Raw genomic sequence first — 21,927 nt, forward strand, 5'->3', positions numbered from 1 at the left:
GTCAGGCGAGGATGCGGGAGATGCCGACTCCGCTGCGGGCATCGCGGCCGTACTTCTCCACCTCGGCCGCGAGGTCCAGGCGGCGCACTCCGGCCTTCGCCCGGTCCTCGTCGGTAAGCAGGTCGGCCGGGATGATCCAGACGATCTCGAACTCGAGCCCGTTCGGGTCCTTGCCGTACAGGGACTTGGTGGTGCCGTGGTCGGACTGACCGACCAGGGCGCCGGCCTCGGCCAGCGTCGCGGCGAGGTCCTCGAGGTCGCCGAGGGTGTCCACCTCCCAGGCGAGGTGATACAGCCCGACGGTCGTCTGCCCGGCACCGGACGGGCCGGCCTGCGGGCCGAGTTCGAACAGGCCGAGATCGTGGTCGTTGGTCGAGCCGGGCGCGCGGAGGAAGGCCGCGCCCTGGTAGGCGTCGCCGCCCTCGGTGTAGCCGAAGCCGAGCACGTCGCGGTAGAAGGCGACACTCTCGGCCACGTTCCGCACGTACAGCACCGCATGGTTCAAGCGGAAGATCGCCATCGAACAACCTCTCTCGTCGGGACCCTCTCGATGATAGTTGAAGACTCAACCTAGGGCCACGGCTGCGCGCTAACGACGGCGAGGTCTGCCCGGCTTCTTACCCGTGCCCTTTGTGGCCGGCGCTTTCTTGGCCGGGGTCTTCTTGGCCGGGGCTTTGGCGGCGGGCTGGGCGCCGCGGCTGCTGTTGACCGTCCGGCCGCGGACGATCCCGATGAACTGCTCCACCAGTTCTGACGTCTCGTTCTCGGGCCAGCTCAACGCGACCTGCGACTCCGGCGCGTCCAGCAGCGGCCGGTAGGTGAGGTCCTTGCGGTGGTGCAGCCTGGCCAGCGACTGCGGTACGACGAGCAACCCGGTGCCCATGGCAACGAGTGCGATCGCATCCGCCGTGGTCGCCGGACGTTCGTCGATCACTCGCCCGGGTGGGCGTTCCCAGTCGAAGACGTCGTCCTGCGGGTGGAGCATGAGTTCGTCGGCCAGGTCGTCGGTGGTCACCTCGTCGGCTGCCGTGACCAGGTGGTCCTTCGGGACCACGACCACCGTCTGCTCGACGTACAAGGGGATGGCGTGCAGGCCCTCGCGGTCGATCGGGAGCCGGAGGAGTACGGCGTCCACCTCGCCGCGACGTACCAGGGCCGGCGCGTCGTCGGCGCTGACCTGGATCAGCTCCAGCGGGATCCGGGGCAGGCGTTCGGCCCACATCCGCACCCACTTGGCGGGTGTCGCGCCGGGCACGTAGCCCAGCCGGAACGTGGGTCGGGGGCCGGTCACGGTGGCAAGACTAGCGACCGTTACCGGGCGTGACGGCAGCGGTCGCTAGTCTTGCCGCATGACGGCGCGTAAGACACCCCAGACGATGAAGCCGGCCACGGCCGCCAAGAAGCTCGGGGTGTACCTCCAGGCGACCCCCGCGGAGTTCCAGGAGGGCGCGGTGTCCCGCGACGAGCTGAACGCGCTCCAGACCGATCCGCCCGAGTGGCTCCGCGAGCTGCGCCGGACCGGTCCGCACCCGCGGCCCGTCGTCGCGGCCAAGCTCGGCGTCTCGATCAGCGGCCTGGCCCGGGCCGGCATCACCGAGGCGCTGACCACGGACGAGATCGAGGCCATCAAGTCGGAGAACCCCGACTGGCTCGAGCACGAACGCGCCACCCAGGCCGACGTCCGCCGCCAGGCCGCCGAGCTCAAGAACAAGACGGACTAGGGGCGTATCTCCCAATCCGGCTCGACCCCTTGACGCGACCCGTCACTCAGGCACTATTTTCGGTCATGACCGTAAATGCGGTCACAGCCGTGCTTGCGTCTGGGAGGTCCTGATGAAGGTCGGAGTCAGCCGAGTCGCGGGGTCTGTGGCCGCAGTAGCGGTGGTGGCCGGATTGAGTGCGTGCGGCGGTTCCAGCGGTTCCGGCGGGTCCTCGGACCAGGCGGTCGTGACGGTCTGGATGTACCCCGTGATCGCGGACGAGAAGGCGGCCACGACGTACTGGACGCAGATCGAGAAGGACTTCGAGGCGGCCAACGGCGGGATCGACCTGCGGATCGAGCAGCAGCCCTGGGCGAACCGGGACCAGAAGCTGGCGACGGCGTTCTCCGGCAACAAGGGACCCGACGTCCTGCTGCTCGGGCCGGACCAGATCCCGCAGTTCGTCACGTCCGGCTCGCTCGAACCGGTGGACAAGGTGCTGGAGGCGGACAAGGACAAGTTCCTGCCCGGCGCCCTGGATGCGCTGAAGGTCGACGGCAAGCTCTACGCGGTGCCGATCTACCACACCGTCACCACGACGGTTTACAACAAGAAACTGCTCGCGAAGGCCGGCATCACCAAGCCGCCGGAGACGTGGGACGAGATCAAGGCGGCGGTCCCGAAGTTCAAGCAGGCCGGTGTCGCCACGCTGGACTACTCCGCCTCGCCGGAGGCGTCGCTGAACCTCAGCTTCTACCCGCTGCTGTGGCAGGCCGGCGGCAAGGTGTTCGCCGACGACGGCAAGTCGGTCGCGTTCAACCAGGCTCCCGGCGTCGAGGCGCTGACGTTCCTGAAGGACCTGTACGACGCCGGCGGGATCCCGAAGAGCGCCCTGTCGAACGCGAACGTGGTCGCCGACCAGGCGCTCGGCAAGCAGCAGGTGGCGATGGGCTTCACCAACACCCTGATCGACGCCAAGACCGTGGCCTCCAGCTGGGGCGCCGCGAACGTCGTGGTCGGCGTACCGCTGGAGAACAAGAAGCGGGTCGGATTCGGGCTGCCCGGCGGGCTCGCGGTGAACGCGGGGTCGAAGGACGTCGACGCGGCGGAGAAGTTCCTCGGCTTCATGACCCAGCCGAAGCAGGAGATCAGCCTGGCGACCGCGTCCAACTTCCTGTCCCCACGCACGGACGCGCCGGTGCCGGCCGCCGACGACCAGGCGAAGAAGTTCGAGGAAGCCTTGCAGTACGCCTACTCCGGTGAGGTCAACCCGGCCGCCCGCCAGGTGATGACGTTGCTGTCGGTCGAGATCCAGGCCGTGCTGACCGGTAAGAAGACGCCGCAGCAGGCTCTCGATTCGGCGGCCAAGCAGTCCAACGATCTGCTCTCCAGACAGCGCTGACCGGATGAGAGTGGTCGACGTCAATCGCATCGTCGGTCCGGTGCCGACCGGCGACGTACCGAGTGCGGATGCGCCGGGTCTGCTGGCCGAGCTCGACCGGTTGGCGATCGACGCGGCGTGTGTGGTGCATTCGCACGACCTGTACTACGACCCGACCGCGGTGGCCGAGTTGCCGGAGGATCCACGGCTGATCCGGGTGCCGGTCGTCGTACCCGGGCCGTTGGGAACCGGCGTGCCGGCGGGTGCTCGGGTCGTGCGGATGTGTCCGGCCGAGCATCGGTTCCTGCTGACCGCGCCGCACGGCATCGCGATGGCCCAGGAGTTGGCCGAGACCGGCGTCTCGGTGTTGCTCGCGCTGGAGTCGGTGGGTCCGGGGGAGATCCACCGGCTCGCGACCGAGGTGCCGTCGTTGCGGATCGTGCTGATCAACACCGGCTACCGCGCGCTGCGCGAGCTCGCCGACTTGATGGACGCGCATCCCGAGGTACGGGTGGACACCGCGACGTTGTGCGGGCACCTGGCAGTGGAGTGGGTTGTACGCCGGTACGGCGCCCAGCGCGTGCTGTTCGGGACCGGTGCACCGCTGACCGACGACGCGGGGCCGCGGTTCCAGCTCGACCATCTGGAACTGCCGGCGGACGAGGTCGAACTGCTTGCTAGTGGCAACATCCTGGAGCTGGTCGGATGACGGGCATCATCGACGCCCACGGTCATCTCGGGGCGTGGTTCGCTTTCGCGATCCCGGACAGTTCGACCGAGAGCCTGGTGCGGGTGATGGACGGCTGCGGCGTCGCGACGATGTGTGTCTCGCACATGCTCGCGATCGGCCCGGACTCTCGCGCCGGCAACGCCCTGTTGGTCCAGGAGATCGAGCGCTTTCCAGGCCGCTTTCTAGGGTACGCCGTCTATGACCCGCACGACCCCGACACGGCGCAACGAACGGCCGATCTGCTCGACGCGCCAGGGGTGATCGGGCTGAAGCTGCACCCGGACACGCATGAGCATGCGCTCGACGGACCAGGGTACGAAGCCGCCTTCGAGTTGGCGGCCGAGCGCGGCTGCGTCGTACTCGCGCATGGCATGTTCGGTTCGCCGTGGTGCGGCCCGCAGCACTTCGCCACCGTTGCCGCCCGGCATCCGTCCGTGAACCTGTTGATGGGCCACGCCGGCCTGTTGCCGGCCGGGTTCCCCGCGGCAGCCGCGGTGGCGTCGACGTACCCGAATGTCACGTTGGAGCTCTGCGGGTCCCGGACCACGGCGCGGCATGTGGCCTGGCTGGTCGATGCGGTGGGTGCGGATCGGATGGTCTTCGGGTCCGACGCGCTGTTCCTGGATCTACGGGTCGGAGTCGGCCGGGTGCAACTCGCGCCGATCGATCAGACCGACCGCGATCTGTTGCTGTTCGGCACGATGACTCGGCTCCTGGAGGGATGTCGATGACAGAGGCAACAACCGGGGCAACACCTGGGGCAACAACTGGCGCAACGACTTTGGCGCTGGACGGCGGTACGCCGGTCCGGACCGCAGGCTGGCCGAGTTGGCCGCCGTCCGCGACCGCGGAGCAGCGCGAACTCCTGCTCGAGGTGCTCGACAGCGGCGACTGGGGTGCGACCTCTGGTCGGAAGGTGGCCGAGTTCACCACCGCCTTCGCCCAGTCGATCGGAGCGCAGTACGGCGTCTCGGTCGTGAACGGGACGATCGCGCTCTTCCTCGCGCTGCGCGCCCTGGGTGTCGGCCGGGACGACGAGGTGATCGTGCCCGCGTACACGTTCGTTGCGAGCGCGACCGCGGTGGTGCTGGCCGGCGCGCGACCCGTGCTGGCCGACGTTACTCCGGAGACGCTCCATCTCGACCCGGTCGCGGTCGAGCGGCTGATCGGGCCGCGGACGAAGGCGATCATGCCGGTGCATCTCGCCGGCGCTCCCGCGGATGTGGATGCGTTGCGCGAGTACGGCGTACCTCTCGTCGAGGACGCGGCGCAGGCGCACGGCGCGACGTGGCGTGACCGGCCGGTCGGGACGCTGGGGAATGCCGCGTGCTTCAGCTTCCAGTCCAGCAAGGCGATGACGGCCGGCGAGGGCGGGCTGATCGTGACGGACGACGAGGCCGTGTACCGGAAGGTCTGGGCGCTGCACAACGTCGGCCGGAGTCTCGAGGGCGGGTGGTACGAGCATCCGGACGTCGGGTGGAACCTGCGGATGACCGAGTTCCAGGCCGCCGTGCTGCTGCCGCAACTCGGCGTACTGGACGACCAAGTGAAGACCCGGCATCGCGCTGTGGAGTTCCTCCGCCGGGAGCTTGCCGACGTCGATGGTCTGGAGGTGCTGCCGGAGCCGCCGGGCACTACCGCGAGCAGCCATCACCTCGGCTTGGTTCGCTACGACGCGGCCGCGTTCGGCGGGCACGGCAAGGACGACTTCCTCGCGGCGATGGCGGCCGAGGGCGTTCCGCTGGACTCCGGCTACCGCTCGCTGTCCCGCGAGAACGCACTCCAGGCGTACTCCGACCTGCAGCCGTGTCCGGTCGCGGAGCAGGCCGCGGACACCGTCGTGTGGATCCGTCAGAGTCTGTTGATGGCCGACGAGGAGGAGCTGTCCGACATTGTCACCGCCGCGACGAAGGTCCGGCGGGCGTTCGTCAGCTCGTGACGAGGGCCTCGAACGCGTCGAGGGCGCGCCGGATGTTCTCGACCGAGTTCGCGTACGAGAACCGCAGGTGGTCCTCGCCGTACACACCGAAGGACGTGCCCGGCAGGCAAGCGACACCTGCCTCCTCGAGCAGCCGATCGGCCAGCGTTGCGGCGGACAGTCCGAGCTCACTGATGTTCGGGAACGCGTAGAACGCTCCACCCGGCTCGATGCAGGACACACCCGGTACGGCGTTCAGGCCGGAGACGATCACCTCGCGGCGTTCCCGGAACGCCTCGAGCATCCGCTCGACGTCGTCCCACGGTCCTTCCAAGGCGGCGATCGCGGCGTACTGGCTGAAGGCCGACGTACACGACACCGAGTTGATCAGCAGCCGCGTCACCGGCTCGACCAGCGGCTGCGGGAACACGCCGAACCCGAGCCGCCAGCCGGTCATCGCGAACGTCTTCGACCAGCCGTCGAGCAGGATGGTCCGCTCGGCCATGCCGTCGACATCCAGCACGCTGTGGTGGTCCCCGTCGTACCGCAGCGCCCAGTAGACCTCGTCACTGAGTACGACGAGGTCGTTGGCGATCGCGATCTCGGCGATCGCCTCCAACTGCTCGGGTGTCGAGGCACTGCCGCACGGGTTGTGCGGGGAGTTGAGGATCAGCAGCTTGGTCCGGTCGGTGACCAGCGACGCGAGCTCCTCGGGGTCGATGACGAACCCGTTCTCCTCGCGCAGCGGCACCGGCACCGGTTTCGCGCCGGCGAACGCCGCGATCGAGGCGTACATCGGGAAACCCGGGTCCGGATAGAGGACCTCGTCGCCCTCCTCGCACAGCGCCATGATCGTGAAGAACATGATCGGCTTGGCGCCCGGCGTGACGAGCACCTTGTCCGGCGTCGTGGTCAGCCGGCCGGTGCGCTCGAGGAAGTCCGCGACCGCGGTCCGCAGTTCGGGGATGCCCGGCGCCGGCACATAGTGCGTATGACCCTTGTCCAGCGCCTGCTGTGCGGCGGCGACGACGTGCGCCGGGGTGTCGAAGTCCGGTTCGCCGATCTCGAGGTGCACGATCTCGCGGCCGCGGGCTTCCAGGGCCTTCGCCTTGGCCAGCACCTCGAACGCCGATTCGGTACCCAGTCGATTCATCCGCCCAGCAAGCTTCACGGCTTCGAGCCTAGGCCGAGTGTCCACTTCCTGGCCAACGGTCCTGTGTCGTGAGACGCGTGCCATCATCGGTTGGTCGGTCAGCGAGCGACTCGAAGGAGTGCGGATGGCACGGGTAGCGGTCACCGGAAGCAGCGGGAAGCTCGGCCGGGCGGTGGTCGACCACCTGCAGGACAACGGCTGGGACGTGGTCGCCCTGGACCAGGCACCGCCGGCGCGGTCCGGTGTGGTGGCGTCGCGGGTCGACCTGACCGATTTCGGCCAGACCTACGAGGCGATCGCCGGCATCGACGACCGTCACGACGGTGTCGACGCCGTCGTCCACCTGGCCGCCGTCCCGGCGCCCGGACTACGGCCGAACGCGGCGACCTTCCACAACAACATGACGGCGACCTACAACGTGTTCTCGGCCGCCTTGCGGGCAGGAGTCCGCAACATCGTCTGGGCGTCCAGCGAGACCGTGCTGGGTCTGCCGTTCGACGAGTTCCCGCCGTACGTGCCGGTCGACGAGGACTACCCGCCGCGGCCGAACAGCACGTACTCGCTGGTGAAGACGCTCGAGGAGGAGCTGGCCCGGCAGCTGTGCCGGTGGCATCCGGACCTGAAGCTGATCGGCCTGCGGTTCTCGAACGTGATGTACCCCGAGGACTACGCGCGCTTCCCGTCGTTCGACGCCGACGCGCAGGCGCGCAAGTGGAACCTCTGGGGCTACATCGACGCCCGCGACGGCGCACAGGCTGTCCGCCGCGCACTCGACTACGACATCACCGGCACCGACGTGTTCATCGTCGCCAACGCCGACACGGTGATGTCGCGGCCGAACGAGGAGCTCCTCGCCGAGGTGTTCCCCGGCGTCCCCGTGAAGCGCCCGTTCGGCCCGAACGACACCTTGCTGTCCATCGACAAGGCCCGCCGCCTGCTCGGCTACGAACCCCAGCACTCCTGGCGGGACTAGGCCGGACCGTACGGGAACAGCTTCTTCGGGTCGTACGACGCGCGGACCTCTGCCAGCCGGGCGAACGTGTCCGCCGGCCACGCCGCCTCGTACGAGCCCGGCAGTGAGAAGGCGGCCGCGAAGTTGACGGTGGTCTCGGGGGAGACCCACTCCGACAGCCGATCCAGCACACCACCCGCCGCAGCGGGCAGCACCGTCTCGAACAAGGCCGGATCGGGGACACCGATCATCACCAGGCTGTACGCGCCGCCACGTCCACCCACCGCACTGCCTTCCGGTACGTCGCGGTGCGCCGCGCCACCGAGATGCCGGATCTCGACCGCGACCAGCGGCACCTGCTGATCCGGCCCGACGACCTCGAGGAACGCGGAGGCGAAACCGGCGTCGATGTCGCGGAGCAACAGACCTTGGTCCCATGCGGCCGTCGGGTTCTTGGGGTCGTTGTGAATGAGCGCGATGTCGGTGGCCGGCATCTCGCCGACGCTGTCGATGATCGACGTACCGGCGTCCCGGATCGGCCGGAACAGACTCTCGCCCTCGGCCGGGTCGCCGACGAAGGCGAACCGGACGTTGAGCACGGTCTTGCCCCGCAACGGCTCGGGGATGAACTCCAGCGGCGGCAGCCGCAGGATCACGACCGACGAATTCGCGGTCTCGGGCAGCGTCTTGGTCCAGCTCGCCCAGGTCATGAACACCCTGGCGATGTCCGGGGCGTCGAAGAACACCGAACCGCCGTACAGCGTGGTCAGTTCGACCAGCGCGAAGTCCATCGATGTGACCAGGCCGAGGCCACCCTTGCCGCCGCGCAGCGCCCAGAACAGGTCGGGGTGCTCGTCCGCGTTCGCCGTCACCACCTCGCCGGTGCCGGTGACGACGCGGAAGCCGCGCGCCCAGTCCGACGAGACGCCATAGGTCCTGGCCAGCGGACCGAGTCCGCCACCGAGGGTGTAGCCGATGCATCCGACCGCGTCGGAGGCGCCGATGATCGGCGCGAGCCCGTGCTGTCCGGCCGCGGCGATGACTTCCGCCCACCGGGAACCCGCGGCGATGTGGGCGACCTTCTGGTCCGGATCGACAGTGACGCCCGTCAGCCGGGACGTGGTGACCAGGACGCCGTCGGTGACCGCAGGCGTTCCGTGCCCGGTCGCGAGCATCCGGATCGGCAGTCCGGCGTCGGCTGCCGCCCGTACGACGGCTGCGGCGTCCGCCTCCGACGTGATCCCGACCGCGACGGCCGGACTGTGCGTGACCGCCGTGTTGAAACCGGCGAGCTCCTCCGCGAACCCTTCGTCACCAGGAACCAGGACCGGACCGGCCACCTCGCCCCGAAGTCGCGCGACCAACTCATCAACACCCGACACAGTGCCTCCCCTCCAGAGACTCCACCCTTGGCCTGCAGTCTTCCGCACGCGTGGGGTCACGCCGAAGCTGGCGAAAACACGCTTGGATAGGGGGCCGACTCGACGGTAGGCGGGCAAGGCTGAAAACCTGTGCCAGCGGTTGGCGATCCCAACGGCGACAACAGGGTGAGACACGGAGGCGGTCGATGTTCAAGCGTATCGCAGTGGTGAACCGGGGTGAAGCCGCCATGCGGCTGATCAACGCGGTTCGCGAGGTCAACGCCGAGGGTGGTGACCCGATCGAGACTGTCGCCTTGTTCACCGACGGTGAGCGGACCGCGACCTTCGTCCGCGAGGCCGACATCACCTACCCGCTCGGGGCGGCGTCGGCGCGCCCGTACCTGGATCTCGCCGTACTCGAGCGTGCCCTTCGGGAGACGAAGGCCGACGCGGCCTGGGTCGGCTGGGGTTTCGTGGCCGAAGACCCCGCCTTCGCGGAGCTGTGCGAGCGGATCGGGGTGACCTTCATCGGGCCGTCGACCGAGGCGATGCGCAAGCTCGGCGACAAGATCGGGTCCAAGCTGATCGCCGAGGAGGTCGGCGTTCCGGTTGCGCCGTGGAGCCGTGGCCCGGTCGAGTCGCTGGAGGCGGCGCTGCAGGCGGCCGAGACGATCGGCTACCCATTGATGCTCAAGGCAACGGCCGGAGGCGGTGGCCGCGGGATCCGGGTGGTGCGCTCGGCGGACGAACTCACCGATGCGTACGCGCGGACCAGCGACGAGGCCGCGCGGGCCTTCGGCAGCGGCGTGGTGTTCCTGGAGCGCCTGGTCACCGGCGCCCGCCACGTCGAGGTGCAGGTCATCGCTGACGGCCAGGGCACGGCCTGGGCGCTCGGCGTCCGGGACTGCTCGGTGCAGCGCCGGAACCAGAAGGTCATCGAGGAGTCCGCCTCCCCGCTGCTGTCGGCCGGCCAGGTCGAGGACCTGAAGGCCTCCGCCGAGCGGCTTGCGCTCGCGGTCGGCTATCGCGGTGCGGCGACGGTCGAGTTCCTGTATCACCCCGGCGAGAAGAGCTTCGCCTTCCTCGAGGTGAACACCCGGCTCCAGGTGGAGCACCCGATCACCGAGCTGACCACCGGCTTCGACCTGGTGAAGGCCCAGTTGCACGTCGCGAACGGCGGCCTGCTGGAGGGCACGAAGCCGGTCGAGAGCGGGCACGCGGTCGAGGCACGCCTGAACGCCGAGGACCCGGACCGCGACTTCGCACCGTCACCGGGCCGGATCGCCGTACTCGACCTGCCGTCCGGGCCTGGCATCCGGGTCGACACCGGAGTGAGCGCCGGCGAGAGCATCCCGGCCGACTTCGACTCGATGATCGCGAAGATCATCGGCTACGGGCGGACCCGCGAGGAGGCGCTGGCGCGGCTGCGCCGGGCGGTCGGCGCGACCACGGTGCTGATCGAGGGCGGCGCCACCAACAAGAGCTTCATCCTCGAACTGCTGGACCAGCCCGAGGTGATCGACGGCAGCGCCGACACCGGCTGGATCGACCGGGTCCGCGGCGAGGGCCGGCTGATCTCACACCGGCACTCGGGCGTCGCGCTGGTCGCGGCCGCGATCGAGGGATACGAGGACTCCGAGCAGGTCGAGCGGGTGCGGCTGCTGGAGACCGCGCACGGCGGCCGTCCGCAGATTCAGCACGAGGTCGGTCGCGCGATCGACCTGAAGCTGCGCGGCGCGAGCTACCGGGTGACGGTGGCGCGGATCGGGCCGGACCGGTTCCGGGTCGGTGTCGGGACCGGCAACGACCACCTCAAGGTGGTGGACGCCGAGCTGGAGCGGCTGGACGAGTACACCAGCCGGCTCGTGGTCGGCGGGCAGCGGTTCCGCCTCGTCACCGCGACGCACGGGCCGGTCCACCTGGTCGAGGTGGACGGCGTGACCCATCGGGTCAGCCGCGACGAAGGCGGCGTACTGCGTTCTCCCGCGCCGGCTCTCGTGGTCGCGACGCCGGTGCAGACCGGGGCCGAGATCGAGGCCGGTGCACCGGTGCTCGTGCTGGAGAGCATGAAGATGGAGACGGTGCTCTACGCGCCGTTCAAGGCGACCGTGAAGGAACTGCTCGTCAGCACCGGCAGCCAGGTCGAGACCGGTGCGCCGCTGCTCCGGCTCGAGCCGGTAGCCGACGAGTCCGGCGCCGAGGTGGCTGCTCCGACGGAGAACGGCGTACAGCTGGATCTTCCGAACGGGTCGGGGGAGAAGTCCGCGGCCGAGCGGGTCGAGCGGGGGCTGGACGACCTGCGCAGCATGCTGCTCGGGTTCGACATCGATCCGTCGGACGAGGGCGGCATGCTGGCCGACTACCTGTCCGCGCGGTCCGAGCTGGCGGACCCTCCGGTCGTGGCCGAGATCGACCTGCTGCGGGTGTTCGCGGACTTCGCCGAGCTGAGCCGCAACCGGCCGGCCGGCGAGGAGATCAGCACCGAGAACCGGGTGCACAGCCCGCGCGAGCACTTCCATACTTACCTGCAGAGCCTGGATCCGGACCGTGGTGGTCTGCCGGCCGAGTTCCGCGCCCGACTCACCCGGGTGCTCGGCCAGTACGGCGTGACCGATCTGGAGCGCAGTACCGAGCTGGAGGAGGCTGTCTTCCGGATCTTCCTCGCCCAGCAGCGCTCCACTCCGGACGTGCTGCTGGTGTCGTCGCTGCTGCAGCGCTGGATCGCCGAGCCGCGGCCGGTGTCGCCGGTGGACGAGTCCGCGCATGACCTGCTCGACCGGCTGGTGCTGGCGACTCAGCTGCGCTTTCCGGTGATCGGCGACCTGGCCCGCAGTGTGCGGTTCCGGTGGTTCGACCAGCCGCAGGTGGACGCGGAGCGGGCCTCGGTGCTGGAGGGTGTCGGCGACGAGGTCGCTGCGCTCGCGGCCGACCCGGAGGCGCCGGACCGCAAGGAGCGGGTCGACGCGCTGGCGACCATCCCGGAGCCGATCGTCCGGTTCCTGGCGCAGCGGCTGGAGCGCGGCTGGGGTGAGCGCGAGCCGATGCTCGAGGTGCTGATCCGCCGGCACTACCGCGAGTACGAACTGCACGACCTGCGCGAGTTCGCCGTCGACGGACGGCCGTTCGCGACCGCCGACTACACGATCGACGACCGGCCGAGCCATCTCGTCACCTCGGTGGGCACGGTGGCCGAGCTGGCCGACCCGCACAGCGGCCTGTCCCGCGCGCTGACCGCGCAGATCGAGGCGCGCCCGGCCCGGCACGAGGCGGTCGTCGAGCTCTACCTGTACGGCCCGGACCTGCCGGCCTCCCAGCAGGAGGCGTCCGACCTCTACCGACGGATGGTCGCCGACCAGCCGGTCGCCCAGCGGGTACGCCGGTTCTCGGTCGCGATCGCACCGGGCCAGGGCCGGCCGGTGTCCTACTTCACCTACCGCCCGGCCGGCGGGTCCGTGGCCGAGGACGACAACGTCCGCGGCGTCCACCCGATGGTCGGCCGACGGCTGAACCTGTGGCGGCTGCGGGACTTCCGGATCACCCGGCTGGAGGGGCCGGACGACGTACTGCTCTACCACTGTGTGTCGCGGGAGAACGACGCAGACCAGCGACTGGTCGCGCTGGCTCAGGTTCGCCAGTTCGTCGTGGTCCGGGACGAGGACGGGCAGGTGACCTCGCTGCCGCACGCGGAGCGGGCGATCGCGAACTGCCTGGAGGCGATCCGCCGGGCCCGGACCGACCGCGGCGCGGCCGGTGCCAAGCTCGACATGAACCACGTCTGGGTGCACATCTGGCCGGTGGTCGAGGCTCAGGTCGACGAGGTCACCGCGCTACAGCGCAACATCGCGCCGATGACCGCGGGCGCCGGGATCGAGGAAGTCCTGGTCCAGGGCCGGGTCGCGGCGCCGGACGGCAGCATCAACCTGGTGGCGGCCCGGTTCTACTACCAGCCCGGTGCCGGCGTCGTCACGTCGGTCGAGCAGCCGCCGACCGGCCGGCTGATGCCGCTGGACGACTACGCCCAGAAGGTGCAGCGCTCGCGCCGGCGCAACACGATCTACCCGTACGAGGTCAGCGGCATGGTCGCCGGCCAGGGCGGCTCCTTCACGGAGTACGACCTCGACGACAGCGGTGTCCTGGTCCCGGTGGACCGCCCGCGCGGCCTGAACAAGGCCGGCGTCATCCTCGGCATCGTCAGTACGCCGACCGCCCGGCACCCCGAGGGCATCACCCGGGTCGCGCTCAGCGGCGACCCGACCAAGGCGCTCGGCGCGGTCGCCGAGGGGGAGTGCTCGCGGATCATCGCTGCCCTCGACTTGGCCGAGCGGATGCGGGTGCCGGTCGAGTGGTACTCGCTGTCGGCCGGTGCGCGGATCTCGATGGACTCCGGCACCGAGAACATGGACTGGGTCGCCAAGGCGCTGAAGCGGATCGTCGAGTTCACCCAGGACGGCGGCGAGATCAACGTCGTCGTGGCCGGTATCAACGTCGGCGCGCAGCCGTACTGGAACGCCGAGGCGACGATGCTGATGCACACCAAGGGCATCCTGGTGATGACGCCGGACAGTGCGATGGTGCTGACCGGCAAGCAAACGCTGGACTTCGCCGGTGGCGTGTCGGCCGAGGACAACTTCGGCATCGGCGGGTACGACCGGGTGATGGGCCCGAACGGCCAGGCGCAGTACTGGGCTCCTGACCTCAAGGGCGCGCGGGATGTGCTGATGGCGCACTACGACCACTCGTACGTCGTCCCGGGGGAGATCGGGCCCCGCCGGGCCGAGACGTCGGACCCGCTGGATCGCGATGTCACGACGTACCCGCACAACGCGCCCGGCAGCGACTTCCGGACCGTCGGCGAGATCTTCTCGGCGGCGACGAACCCGGATCGCAAGAAGGCGTTCGACATCCGCACGCTGATGCGATCGGTCACGGACCAGGACCACCCGGTCCTGGAGCGCTGGGCCGGCATGGCCGACGCCGACACCGCGGTCGTGCAGGACGCCCGCCTGGGCGGCTACCCGGTCTGCCTGGTCGGCATCGAGTCCAAGTCGGTGCCGCGGCGCGGATTCCCTCCCACCGACGGGCCGGACACCTACACCGCCGGCACGCTGTTCCCGCTCTCGTCGAAGAAGACGGCCCGGGCGATCAACGCGGCCAGCGGCAACCGGCCGCTGGTGGTGCTGGCAAACCTGTCCGGCTTCGACGGCTCGCCGGACTCGATGCGGAACCTCCAGCTCGAGTACGGCGCCGAGATTGGCCGCGCGATCGTGAACTTCCAGGGCCCGATCGTGTTCTGCGTGGTGTCGCGGTATCACGGTGGAGCGTTCGTGGTGTTCTCCAAGGCGCTCAACCCGTCGATGACGGTGCTGGCGGTCGACGGCTCGTTCGCGTCCGTGATCGGTGGAGCGCCTGCGGCGGCGGTCGTTTTCGCCGGCGAGGTCGACGCCAGGACGGCGGCCGACGAGCGAGTCGCTTCGCTGGCCGAGCGGGTCGGCGAGGCGACCGGGGCGGAGCGAGCAGCGCTGGCGACCGAGTTGGCCGAGGTGCGGACCGCCGTACGCGCGGAGAAGCTGGGCGAGGTCGCGGTCGGGTTCGATCGCGTGCACAACATCCAGCGTGCGGTCGAGGTCGGATCGGTCGATAAGGTCATCAGTGCGAACGAACTGCGCCCACGGTTGATCGAGGCAATCATTTCCGGTCTACCGGGAGTTGGACCACTCGCCTAACCTGGAGGTATGCGGACCGAGAGGGGCGGTCGCAGTAAGGCTCACTCGTTGATCACTTTCATCGGCGTGAGCGTACTGTCCGGTGCGCTGGCGGCCGGACTGGCGATCCCCTTCGCCGGATTCGCGGGACAGGGCAGCGAGCAGGTGGCCAAGTCCGTGCAGGATCTGCCGCGCGAGCTCGTGGTCGAGCCGGTGGCGGTGCGGAGCCGGATCCTCGCCTCGGACGGCACTCTGATCGCCACGCTGTACGAGCAGAACCGGATCCCGGTCCCGCTGGACCGGATCAGCCCGATCATGCGCCGGGCGATCGTCGCGATCGAGGACTCGCGGTTCTACGACCACGGCGCGCTGGACGCGAAGGGCACGATCCGGGCGATGGTCCGCAACCAGACCGAGGGCGAGGTCCAGCAGGGCGGGTCGAGCATCACCCAGCAGTACGTGAAGCTCAGCCTGGTCGAGAAGGCCAAGACCGCCGAGGAACGCCAGCAGGCCACCGCGGTCACCTACCAGCGCAAACTGACCGAACTGCGGTACGCGATCGCGATCGAGAGCCAGCTGTCCAAGGACGAGATCCTGGAGCGGTACCTGAACCTGGTGAACTTCGGCGACGGCGCGTACGGCGTCCAGGCCGCGGCGCAGCACTACTTCCGGACCACAGCCGACAAGCTGACCCTGCCCCAGGCCGCGATGCTGGCCGGCCTGGTGAAGAACCCGACCGGCTACGACCCGACCAACGACCTGGCGCGGGCGAGGGCACGGCGCGACGTGGTGATCAAGCGGATGCTCGAGCTCAAGGTGATCTCGCTGCGCCAGGCCAACCAGGCGCTCAAGGCCCCGGTGATCAACCTGAAGCGGGTCCTGCCGGTGCCGAACGGCTGCGCCAGCTCACGCTACCCCTTCTACTGCGAGTACGTCGTCTCGAAGCTGCTGGACAACCCGGCACTCGGCGTGACGGTCAAGGACCGCGACCACTTCCTGAAGACCGGCGGGCTGCTGATCCGGACCTCGATCGACCCGCGGATGCAGAAGGCCGCGCAGAAGTCGATCAGTGCGCACAGCAAGCCCACCGACACCGCGATCGCGGCGATCACGATCGTCCAGCCGGGCAGCGGCCTGGTGAAGGCGATGGTGCAGAGCAAGCCGTACGGCAACGGCCGCAACCACACGAACTACAACTACAACGTCGAGAAGTCCTACGCCGGCGGGTACGGCGGGTTCCAGAACGGCTCGACGATGAAGGCGTTCACGATCGCAGCGGCGATCCAGAAGGGCATCCCGCTCAACTACCGGATCAACTCGCCGGCCCAGATCAACCTGAGTGGGAAGCGGTTCCGCACCTGCTCGGGCTGGACCCGGGACCCGGACTACTCGCCGAAGAACTCGACCCACAGCGGCAACCTCACGATGGTCGAGGCGGCGCGGTTCTCGACCAACACCTACTTCCTGCAGCTGTCACAGCGGACCGGGCTATGCTCGATCGCCCGGATCGCCTCCAAGCTCGGGATGTACAACGCCCAGACCCTGCATCCGCTCGACCAGGTCGTGTCGATGACGCTGGGCGTCGGCTACGTGACGCCGCTGATGCTGTCGAACGCCTACGCGACGTTCGCGGCGCGCGGCAAGTACTGCAAGCCGCTCGTCGTCGTGTCCGTTCGGGACAAGGCGGGCAAATACATCGACACGCCGCAGATCGACTGCAAGCAAGCGATCGCCCCGCAGGTTGCCGACGGCGTGAACCGGGTGCTCAGCGCGGTGATGGAGCCCGGCGGCACCGGCGGCCGGCTGAACTTCGGCAACTGGGACCTGGCCGGCAAGACCGGCACGATCCAGGACAACCTCGCCGTCTGGTACGCCGGTTACGCGCCGAACCTGGCCGGAGCAGCGGTGGTGGCGGACGCGAACCTGCCGTACACGAACCTGATGTACCGCCACACCCTCGACGGCCGGGACATCTCCGACCCGACCGGCTCGGGCACCGCCGGGCCACTGTGGCAGACCGCGATGCAAGGCGCCCTCAAGGGCATGCCGCTGCGCCACTTCAAGGCGCCACCGCGCAAGATGCTGGGCGCCGCCGAGCCTCGCCCGGCGGACGAGGGCAGACGCCCGGACGAGAACGGCGGCGGCCCCGGGCGCCGCTAACCGTCAGTCTCTGTGGCTGGGGGCGACGTCGAGCGCCGGGTTGCGGTCGAAGAAGCCGAAGGGCTTCAGCCAGAAGGCGATCGTGTCCACCGGCATCACCGGCCAGTTCCTCGACCCGGGTGACGTGGTGGATGCCGAACACGTACCAGAGCACCACGTCGGGCTTCTCCAGCGATTCGTCGTCCGCGATCCAGCGGGTCATCCCGTCGTCGGCCATCGACTGGGTCGGGTAGTCGCCGCACGGCCAGCGTTCCTCGTCGTGCTGCCGCGTCACCCACACCGTGTGCCCGATCACCGGTGCCCGCAGGTATTGCGGCGCGTCCCGGGGTCCATCAGTGCCGGGATCGACGCGCTCGGGATCAGTTTGTACGCCGGATTGGTGCCGACGGCGTTCACGCGGTTCGGGTTGACCACCTTCCAGGTGCGCTGGGCCGCCCAGTTGAAGTCGCGGGCGGCCTCGGACTCGGACCGGATCGGGGTCACCTCGGTGACGACGGCCAGTCCGTACGGGTTGTCGTCCGACACCGGTAGGGCGCGGGAGTCGACCTGTGACCTGGTAGATGACCGGGCCCTCGCGGTGGTTGAAGCCCAGCCGCATCGTCCAGTTCTGCCACTTCAGCTCGGTACCGTCGACGGTGAACGAGACACCCTCTGGCTGGGTGACGTGCAGCGGCTTGAGGTCGGTGCGCAGTGTGCCGGTCCACGGTCCGGGCGCGTACTCCGCGTCGACCTCGGGCTGCCCGTGGTCGTGATCGTTCTCGAGTTCGAGCAGTTCGAGTGTGTTCATGTCGACGACGATCTTGAGGCCCGAGACCGGGTGGGCGTACGGATTGCCGTCGGGAGTCTCGCGGTACCAGATGTCGCACCAGCCGAGCCGCCGGTCGCGGTACTTCTCCGGCATCAGCGCCTCGCCGTAGGTCCAGACCTCGATCATCACCAGCGAGAGGTCGGTGATGCCGGGCTCGGCCAGCGCGGCGATCGGTCCCCGGTCAGGTCGACGACACCTTCCCAGGTCTGGTTGCCGGCCCGGTTCCACAGCACGGCGAACGACGTCCGCGGTATGGCGTCGCCGGGACGCCAGGCGCGGACCGCGGACTTGGCCGGCTCCAGCAGTTCGATCGCCGCGAACCGCCAGGACCCGCCGAGCTCCCGGTCCCGGCGCAGGATCGCGGCGGTCTGCCGGAACTCGTCCTCGTCCAGGGGTTCGAGCGGATGGGTCGCCATCAGTCCACGTCCCGCGCCATCAGGTCGTCCCAGGACTCCCGCCGTACGACGAGCCGGGCTCGGCCGCCGGTTGCGAAGACCACCGGGATCCGGCGATTGCCGTTGTAGTTGTTCGCCATCGTGTAGCAGTACGCCCCGGTCGCAGGGACGGCGAGCAGATCGCCGACGGCCGGCTCCGACAGCGGTACACCGTCGACCAGAACGTCGCCGCTCTCGCAGTGCCGCCCGACCACGGTCACCGTCTCGAACCGAGGACCCTCGAACCGCCCGACGATTCCGGCTTCGAACCGCTGCTCGAACAACGCGACCTCCAGGTTGTCGCCCATCCCGCCGTCCACCGCGACGAAGGTGATCGCACCTCGCTTGACCGTGGTGACGCGGTAGATCGTGGTCGCCGCCGTACAGACCATGCTGCGTCCAGGTTCGATGACGAGGTGCGCGGAGGCGGGCAGGTGCTGTTTCGCCGCGCCGATCAGAGCATCGAGGTACGCCGCCACCGTCGGCGGCTCGTCGGACCAGGTGTAGCGGGCGCCGAGACCGCCGCCCAGGTCGTACACCTCGAACTCGCCGAGCCGCGCGAGCGGCTCCACCGACTCCGCGAACGGCTCGACGTCGAGGATCTGCGAGCCGACGTGGACGTGCAGACCGCGCATCCGCAGCCGCGGGCTGTGTTCGATCCGCTCGATCAACCGGGCCGCATCGGGTGGGGCGAGTCCGAACTTCGAGCCCTCGTGGCCGGTCAGCACATGGCTGTGGGTGTCGGCGGTGACGCCGGGGATGATGCGTACCAAGACGTCCTGGGTCCGGCCGGTCGTTTCCAGCCGGTCGACGTCGTCGGCGTTGTCCACCACGACCAGGCCGATGCCGTGCTCGACGGCCAGTGCGATCTCCTCGTCGCTCTTGGCGTTGCCGTGCAGGACGATCAGGCCGGGATCGGCACCAGCTTTCACCGCGGTCAGGATCTCGCCACCGCCGGCGACGTCCAGGCCGAGCCCTTCCTCGGCCATGACCCGCTGGACCGCCGTACACGGGAAGGCCTTGGAGGCGAAGACCACGCGGGAGTTCGGCCAGCGGGCGGCCAGCTCTTCGCGGTACTCGCGGGCGCGGGAGCGGAGCACATCCTCGGCGACGACCAGGACCGGTGTACCGAACGCGGCGGCCAGGTCGTCCGCACGGCAGCCACCGACGACCAGCATGCCGTCGCCGGCCAGGACGCTGCCGGCCGGGAAGAGCGAGAGCAGGTCGCTCCGGTCGGCTTGGTGCATGGTCAGTTCTCGGTGGCGCGTCCGGCCAGCTCCTCGGCCCGGCTGCGCGGTACGACGAGGACCGGGACGGGGGAGTGGCGCAGGATCTTGGTTGCCCGCGAGCCGAGGAACACCCGCGCGACCGGCCCGAGCTCGCTCGACCCGACCACGAGGATGTCGCCGGGCTCCCAGCCGACTTCGTCGATCGCCTCGGCCCAGTTCGCACCGGAGCCGATCACCGTCTCGACCGTTCGCGGCCCGTGCGGCAGGTGTTTCACCTGGGTCAGCGTGGCGGTGACGGTCTTCTCCACCTCCGCCCGCCACTCGTCCATCACGAGGTCCTCGGAATCGGTGCCGAGCCGGGTGGTGTACGCGGGACGCGACCACACCGCGAAGGTGGCGATCCGCAGCGAAGCACCCACGTCGGCGCTGATCGCTGCCGCGGCGAGGACCAGCTCCTCCGCGCTCTCGGTGCCGCCGAACGCCGCGGTCACCCGGTGGACCTTGGCATCCCCGGGGCAGCGGAATCCCCGGGTGGCCAGGGCGATCGAGACATGCGAGCTGTGCAGCAGCCGGTCGGTCACGCTGCCGAGCGAGATGTGCCCGAATGCGCCGGCCGATGACGACCCGAGCACGATCAGCCAGGCGTTATTGCGCGCGGCCATCTCGAGCAGCCCGGCCGGCGCCGACCGCGCGCTGTACCGGACGTACGTTGCGGGCACGTCACCCGGCAGGTGGTTCCGGGCCCGCTCCAGCGCCTGATCCGCAGTCTGCGTCAGATAGTTCTGGTACTCCGCGTCCACCCGCGCCATCCCGGGCGTCCAGGGCGCCGGTACGACGGTGCAGACGATCAGATCGTCGTGCGCGGACCGGGCCAGCATCGCGGCGAGGTGGAGCGCCGCCTTCCCGCGCTCATCGGAGGCGTAGCCGACGATCATCGTCATGGGGTCGGCCCGTCGTCGTCGTGGATCAGCCCGACGTGCTCGTGCCGGCCGAGATGCGAGTGCCTGAAGCCGTAGATGAAGTACCAGGCCAGAGCCACCGCGAGCCAGATCAGGAAGACCCAGATGGTCACGGCGCGCAGGTCCTTGATGATCCACAGACAGCCGAGGATCGACAGGATCGGTGTGACCGGATAGCCCGGCACCTTGAACCCGCGGGACAGCTCGGGATGCGTCCGCCGCAGCACCATCACTCCGACCGACACGACCAGGAACGCGACCAACGTGCCGATGCTGGTCATCTCGGCCAGGAAGTTGATCGGGATCAGCCCGGCCAGCAGGCCGATCAGCACGGCGACGATGATCGTGTTCGGCACCGGGGTGTGGGTGCGCGGGTTCACCCGGTGGAACAGCTCCGGGATCATCCCGTCGCGGGCCATCGCGAACAGGATCCGGGTCTGGCCGTAGATCACGATCAACGTGACGCTGAAGATCGAGATCACCGCGCCGGCCGCGAGCACGGTGGCGGGCCAGGATGCTCCGGTCACCTTCTCCAGGATCGCCGACAGGCCGGCCTCCTGGTTCTCGAAGTCGCCGGACGGCTGGGCGGCGACCGCGACCAGGGTGACCAGGATGTAGAGCCCGGTGACGGTGACGAGCGCGATCAGGATCGCCAACGGCATCGTCCGCCGGGGGTTCTTCACTTCCTCACCCGCCGTCGAGACGGCGTCCAGACCGATGTAGGAGAAGAAGATGATGCCGGCCGCGGAGGTGATCCCGCTGATGCCGAAGGGTGCGAAGTCGGACAGGTTGTTCGCGTCCCAGCCCCTCAGCCCGAGCACGATGAACAGCAGCAGGACACCGATCTTGATGCACACCATGACGGCGTTCGTCGTGGCCGACTCGCTCGCGCCACGGATCAGCAGCAGGGTGCAGAGCACGACCAGGATGACCGCGGGCAGGTTGAACACGCCGCCCTGCTCCGGCGCCTGCGACAGGCTGTCCGGGATGGTGAAGCCGAAGAGGTTGTCGAACAGTTCGTTCAGGTACTGCGACCAGCCGACGGCGACCGCGGCCGCGGACACGCCGTACTCCAGCAGCAGGCAGGCGGCGACCCCGATCGCCGGCAGCTCACCGAGCGTCGCGTAGGCGTACGAGTACGACGATCCCGACACCGGGACCGCACTGGCGAGCTCGGCGTAACAGATCGCGGTCAGCCCCGCGACCGCGCCGGCGATGACGAACGACCAGATCACCGCCGGTCCGGCGACCGGTACCGCCTGGGCGAGGACGAAGAAGATTCCGGTGCCGATGGTGGCGCCGATGCCGAACATCGAGAGCTGGAACAAGCCGATCGTTCGGGCGAGTTCGCTCTGGCCGGTGTCGGTGCCGCTCTCCTGCGACATCTCCGGGACCGGTTTGCGACGGAACAACTGCTGCGGCGTCATCGCCATGATGCCC

17 protein-coding genes are annotated in these 21,927 nt (G+C 69.3%); 8 read left to right on the top strand and 9 right to left on the bottom strand.

Annotation, left to right across the window (positions count from 1 at the left end; genetic code table 11):
* Position 1: 1 nt before the first annotated feature.
* Entirely contained in the window at positions 2–520 is a 519-nt protein-coding gene (locus E0H73_RS11700; protein WP_131353839.1) for a VOC family protein, read from the bottom strand.
* A 69-nt stretch (positions 521–589) separates the two neighbouring features.
* The gene (locus E0H73_RS11705; protein ID WP_131353841.1) at positions 590–1,291 is read right to left on the bottom strand and encodes a LysR family substrate-binding domain-containing protein; all 702 of its coding nucleotides are present in this window, start codon (positions 1,289–1,291) and stop codon (positions 590–592) included.
* A 58-nt stretch (positions 1,292–1,349) separates the two neighbouring features.
* Between E0H73_RS11705 and E0H73_RS11710 the strand changes: the two genes are divergently transcribed.
* From E0H73_RS11710 to E0H73_RS11730, 5 genes are all read left to right on the top strand, one after another.
* Positions 1,350–1,721, top strand: coding sequence for a DUF5997 family protein (locus E0H73_RS11710; RefSeq protein ID WP_131353842.1), 372 nt, complete (start codon positions 1,350–1,352; stop codon positions 1,719–1,721).
* A gap of 112 nt (positions 1,722–1,833) precedes the next feature.
* On the top strand, positions 1,834–3,102 hold the full coding sequence (locus tag E0H73_RS11715) for an ABC transporter substrate-binding protein (protein WP_131353844.1): 1,269 nt from the start codon (positions 1,834–1,836) through the stop codon (positions 3,100–3,102).
* A gap of 4 nt (positions 3,103–3,106) precedes the next feature.
* The gene (locus E0H73_RS11720) at positions 3,107–3,790 is read left to right on the top strand and encodes an amidohydrolase family protein (RefSeq protein WP_131353846.1); all 684 of its coding nucleotides are present in this window, start codon (positions 3,107–3,109) and stop codon (positions 3,788–3,790) included.
* A complete protein-coding gene (locus E0H73_RS11725) occupies positions 3,787–4,542 on the top strand; it encodes an amidohydrolase family protein (RefSeq protein WP_131353848.1) in 756 nt (251 codons plus the stop codon). The genes E0H73_RS11720 and E0H73_RS11725 overlap by 4 nt, the downstream gene beginning before the upstream one ends.
* A complete protein-coding gene (locus tag E0H73_RS11730; RefSeq protein WP_131353850.1) occupies positions 4,539–5,750 on the top strand; it encodes a DegT/DnrJ/EryC1/StrS family aminotransferase in 1,212 nt (403 codons plus the stop codon). Before E0H73_RS11725 ends, E0H73_RS11730 begins: the two co-directional genes overlap by 4 nt.
* On the opposite strand, the gene E0H73_RS11735 is transcribed toward E0H73_RS11730, so the two are convergent.
* A complete protein-coding gene (locus E0H73_RS11735) occupies positions 5,740–6,900 on the bottom strand; it encodes a pyridoxal phosphate-dependent aminotransferase (protein ID WP_202867329.1) in 1,161 nt (386 codons plus the stop codon). The two genes, E0H73_RS11730 and E0H73_RS11735, sit on opposite strands and share 11 nt — an antisense overlap.
* A gap of 106 nt (positions 6,901–7,006) precedes the next feature.
* On the opposite strand from E0H73_RS11735, the gene E0H73_RS11740 reads away from it, so the two are divergent.
* Positions 7,007–7,855 (top strand): NAD-dependent epimerase/dehydratase family protein, encoded by an 849-nt coding sequence (locus tag E0H73_RS11740; RefSeq protein WP_131353854.1) that lies wholly within the window; start codon positions 7,007–7,009, stop codon positions 7,853–7,855.
* On the opposite strand, the gene E0H73_RS11745 is transcribed toward E0H73_RS11740, so the two are convergent.
* Entirely contained in the window at positions 7,852–9,216 is a 1,365-nt protein-coding gene (locus E0H73_RS11745; RefSeq protein ID WP_238163952.1) for an FAD-binding oxidoreductase, read from the bottom strand. The genes E0H73_RS11740 and E0H73_RS11745 overlap by 4 nt on opposite strands.
* 185 nt (positions 9,217–9,401) lie before the next feature.
* Between E0H73_RS11745 and E0H73_RS11750 the strand changes: the two genes are divergently transcribed.
* On the top strand, positions 9,402–14,918 hold the full coding sequence (locus tag E0H73_RS11750) for an ATP-binding protein (protein WP_131353856.1): 5,517 nt from the start codon (positions 9,402–9,404) through the stop codon (positions 14,916–14,918).
* Between the two features lie 9 nt (positions 14,919–14,927).
* On the top strand, positions 14,928–17,057 hold the full coding sequence (locus tag E0H73_RS11755) for a transglycosylase domain-containing protein (protein ID WP_131353858.1): 2,130 nt from the start codon (positions 14,928–14,930) through the stop codon (positions 17,055–17,057).
* On the opposite strand, the gene E0H73_RS48655 is transcribed toward E0H73_RS11755, so the two are convergent.
* The 5 genes from E0H73_RS48655 to E0H73_RS11775 are packed head-to-tail and all read right to left on the bottom strand — an operon-like array spanning position 16,957 to position 21,920.
* A complete protein-coding gene (locus E0H73_RS48655) occupies positions 16,957–17,991 on the bottom strand; it encodes a copper amine oxidase (RefSeq protein WP_238163980.1) in 1,035 nt (344 codons plus the stop codon). The two genes, E0H73_RS11755 and E0H73_RS48655, sit on opposite strands and share 101 nt — an antisense overlap.
* Entirely contained in the window at positions 17,991–18,281 is a 291-nt protein-coding gene (locus tag E0H73_RS47160) for a hypothetical protein (RefSeq protein ID WP_238163953.1), read from the bottom strand. The genes E0H73_RS48655 and E0H73_RS47160 overlap by 1 nt, the downstream gene beginning before the upstream one ends.
* Positions 18,281–19,546: a diaminopimelate decarboxylase gene (lysA, locus tag E0H73_RS11765; RefSeq protein WP_131353860.1), complete on the bottom strand. Its 1,266-nt coding sequence runs from the start codon at positions 19,544–19,546 to the stop codon at positions 18,281–18,283. Before lysA ends, E0H73_RS47160 begins: the two co-directional genes overlap by 1 nt.
* A 2-nt stretch (positions 19,547–19,548) precedes the next feature.
* Positions 19,549–20,469, bottom strand: coding sequence for a universal stress protein (locus tag E0H73_RS11770; RefSeq protein ID WP_131353862.1), 921 nt, complete (start codon positions 20,467–20,469; stop codon positions 19,549–19,551).
* A complete protein-coding gene (locus tag E0H73_RS11775) occupies positions 20,466–21,920 on the bottom strand; it encodes an amino acid permease (protein WP_131353864.1) in 1,455 nt (484 codons plus the stop codon). The genes E0H73_RS11770 and E0H73_RS11775 overlap by 4 nt, the downstream gene beginning before the upstream one ends.
* Positions 21,921–21,927 lie beyond the last annotated feature (7 nt).

The sequence above is a fragment of the Kribbella pittospori genome (assembly GCF_004331465.1).
GTDB classification, from domain to species: Bacteria; Actinomycetota; Actinomycetes; order Propionibacteriales; family Kribbellaceae; genus Kribbella; species Kribbella pittospori.

Coding starts and splice junctions, on each gene's coding strand:
- E0H73_RS11700 (WP_131353839.1), bottom strand. CDS start 520: ATGGCGATCTTCCGCTTGAACCATGCGGTGCTGTACGTGCGGAACGTG.
- E0H73_RS11710 (WP_131353842.1), top strand. CDS start 1,350: ATGACGGCGCGTAAGACACCCCAGACGATGAAGCCGGCCACGGCCGCC.
- E0H73_RS11715 (WP_131353844.1), top strand. CDS start 1,834: ATGAAGGTCGGAGTCAGCCGAGTCGCGGGGTCTGTGGCCGCAGTAGCG.
- E0H73_RS11720 (WP_131353846.1), top strand. CDS start 3,107: ATGAGAGTGGTCGACGTCAATCGCATCGTCGGTCCGGTGCCGACCGGC.
- E0H73_RS11725 (WP_131353848.1), top strand. CDS start 3,787: ATGACGGGCATCATCGACGCCCACGGTCATCTCGGGGCGTGGTTCGCT.
- E0H73_RS11730 (WP_131353850.1), top strand. CDS start 4,539: ATGACAGAGGCAACAACCGGGGCAACACCTGGGGCAACAACTGGCGCA.
- E0H73_RS11740 (WP_131353854.1), top strand. CDS start 7,007: ATGGCACGGGTAGCGGTCACCGGAAGCAGCGGGAAGCTCGGCCGGGCG.
- E0H73_RS11750 (WP_131353856.1), top strand. CDS start 9,402: ATGTTCAAGCGTATCGCAGTGGTGAACCGGGGTGAAGCCGCCATGCGG.
- E0H73_RS11755 (WP_131353858.1), top strand. CDS start 14,928: ATGCGGACCGAGAGGGGCGGTCGCAGTAAGGCTCACTCGTTGATCACT.
- E0H73_RS48655 (WP_238163980.1), bottom strand. CDS start 17,991: ATGATCGAGGTCTGGACCTACGGCGAGGCGCTGATGCCGGAGAAGTAC.
- E0H73_RS47160 (WP_238163953.1), bottom strand. CDS start 18,281: ATGGCGACCCATCCGCTCGAACCCCTGGACGAGGACGAGTTCCGGCAG.
- lysA (WP_131353860.1), bottom strand. CDS start 19,546: ATGCACCAAGCCGACCGGAGCGACCTGCTCTCGCTCTTCCCGGCCGGC.
- E0H73_RS11770 (WP_131353862.1), bottom strand. CDS start 20,469: ATGACGATGATCGTCGGCTACGCCTCCGATGAGCGCGGGAAGGCGGCG.
- E0H73_RS11775 (WP_131353864.1), bottom strand. CDS start 21,920: ATGGCGATGACGCCGCAGCAGTTGTTCCGTCGCAAACCGGTCCCGGAG.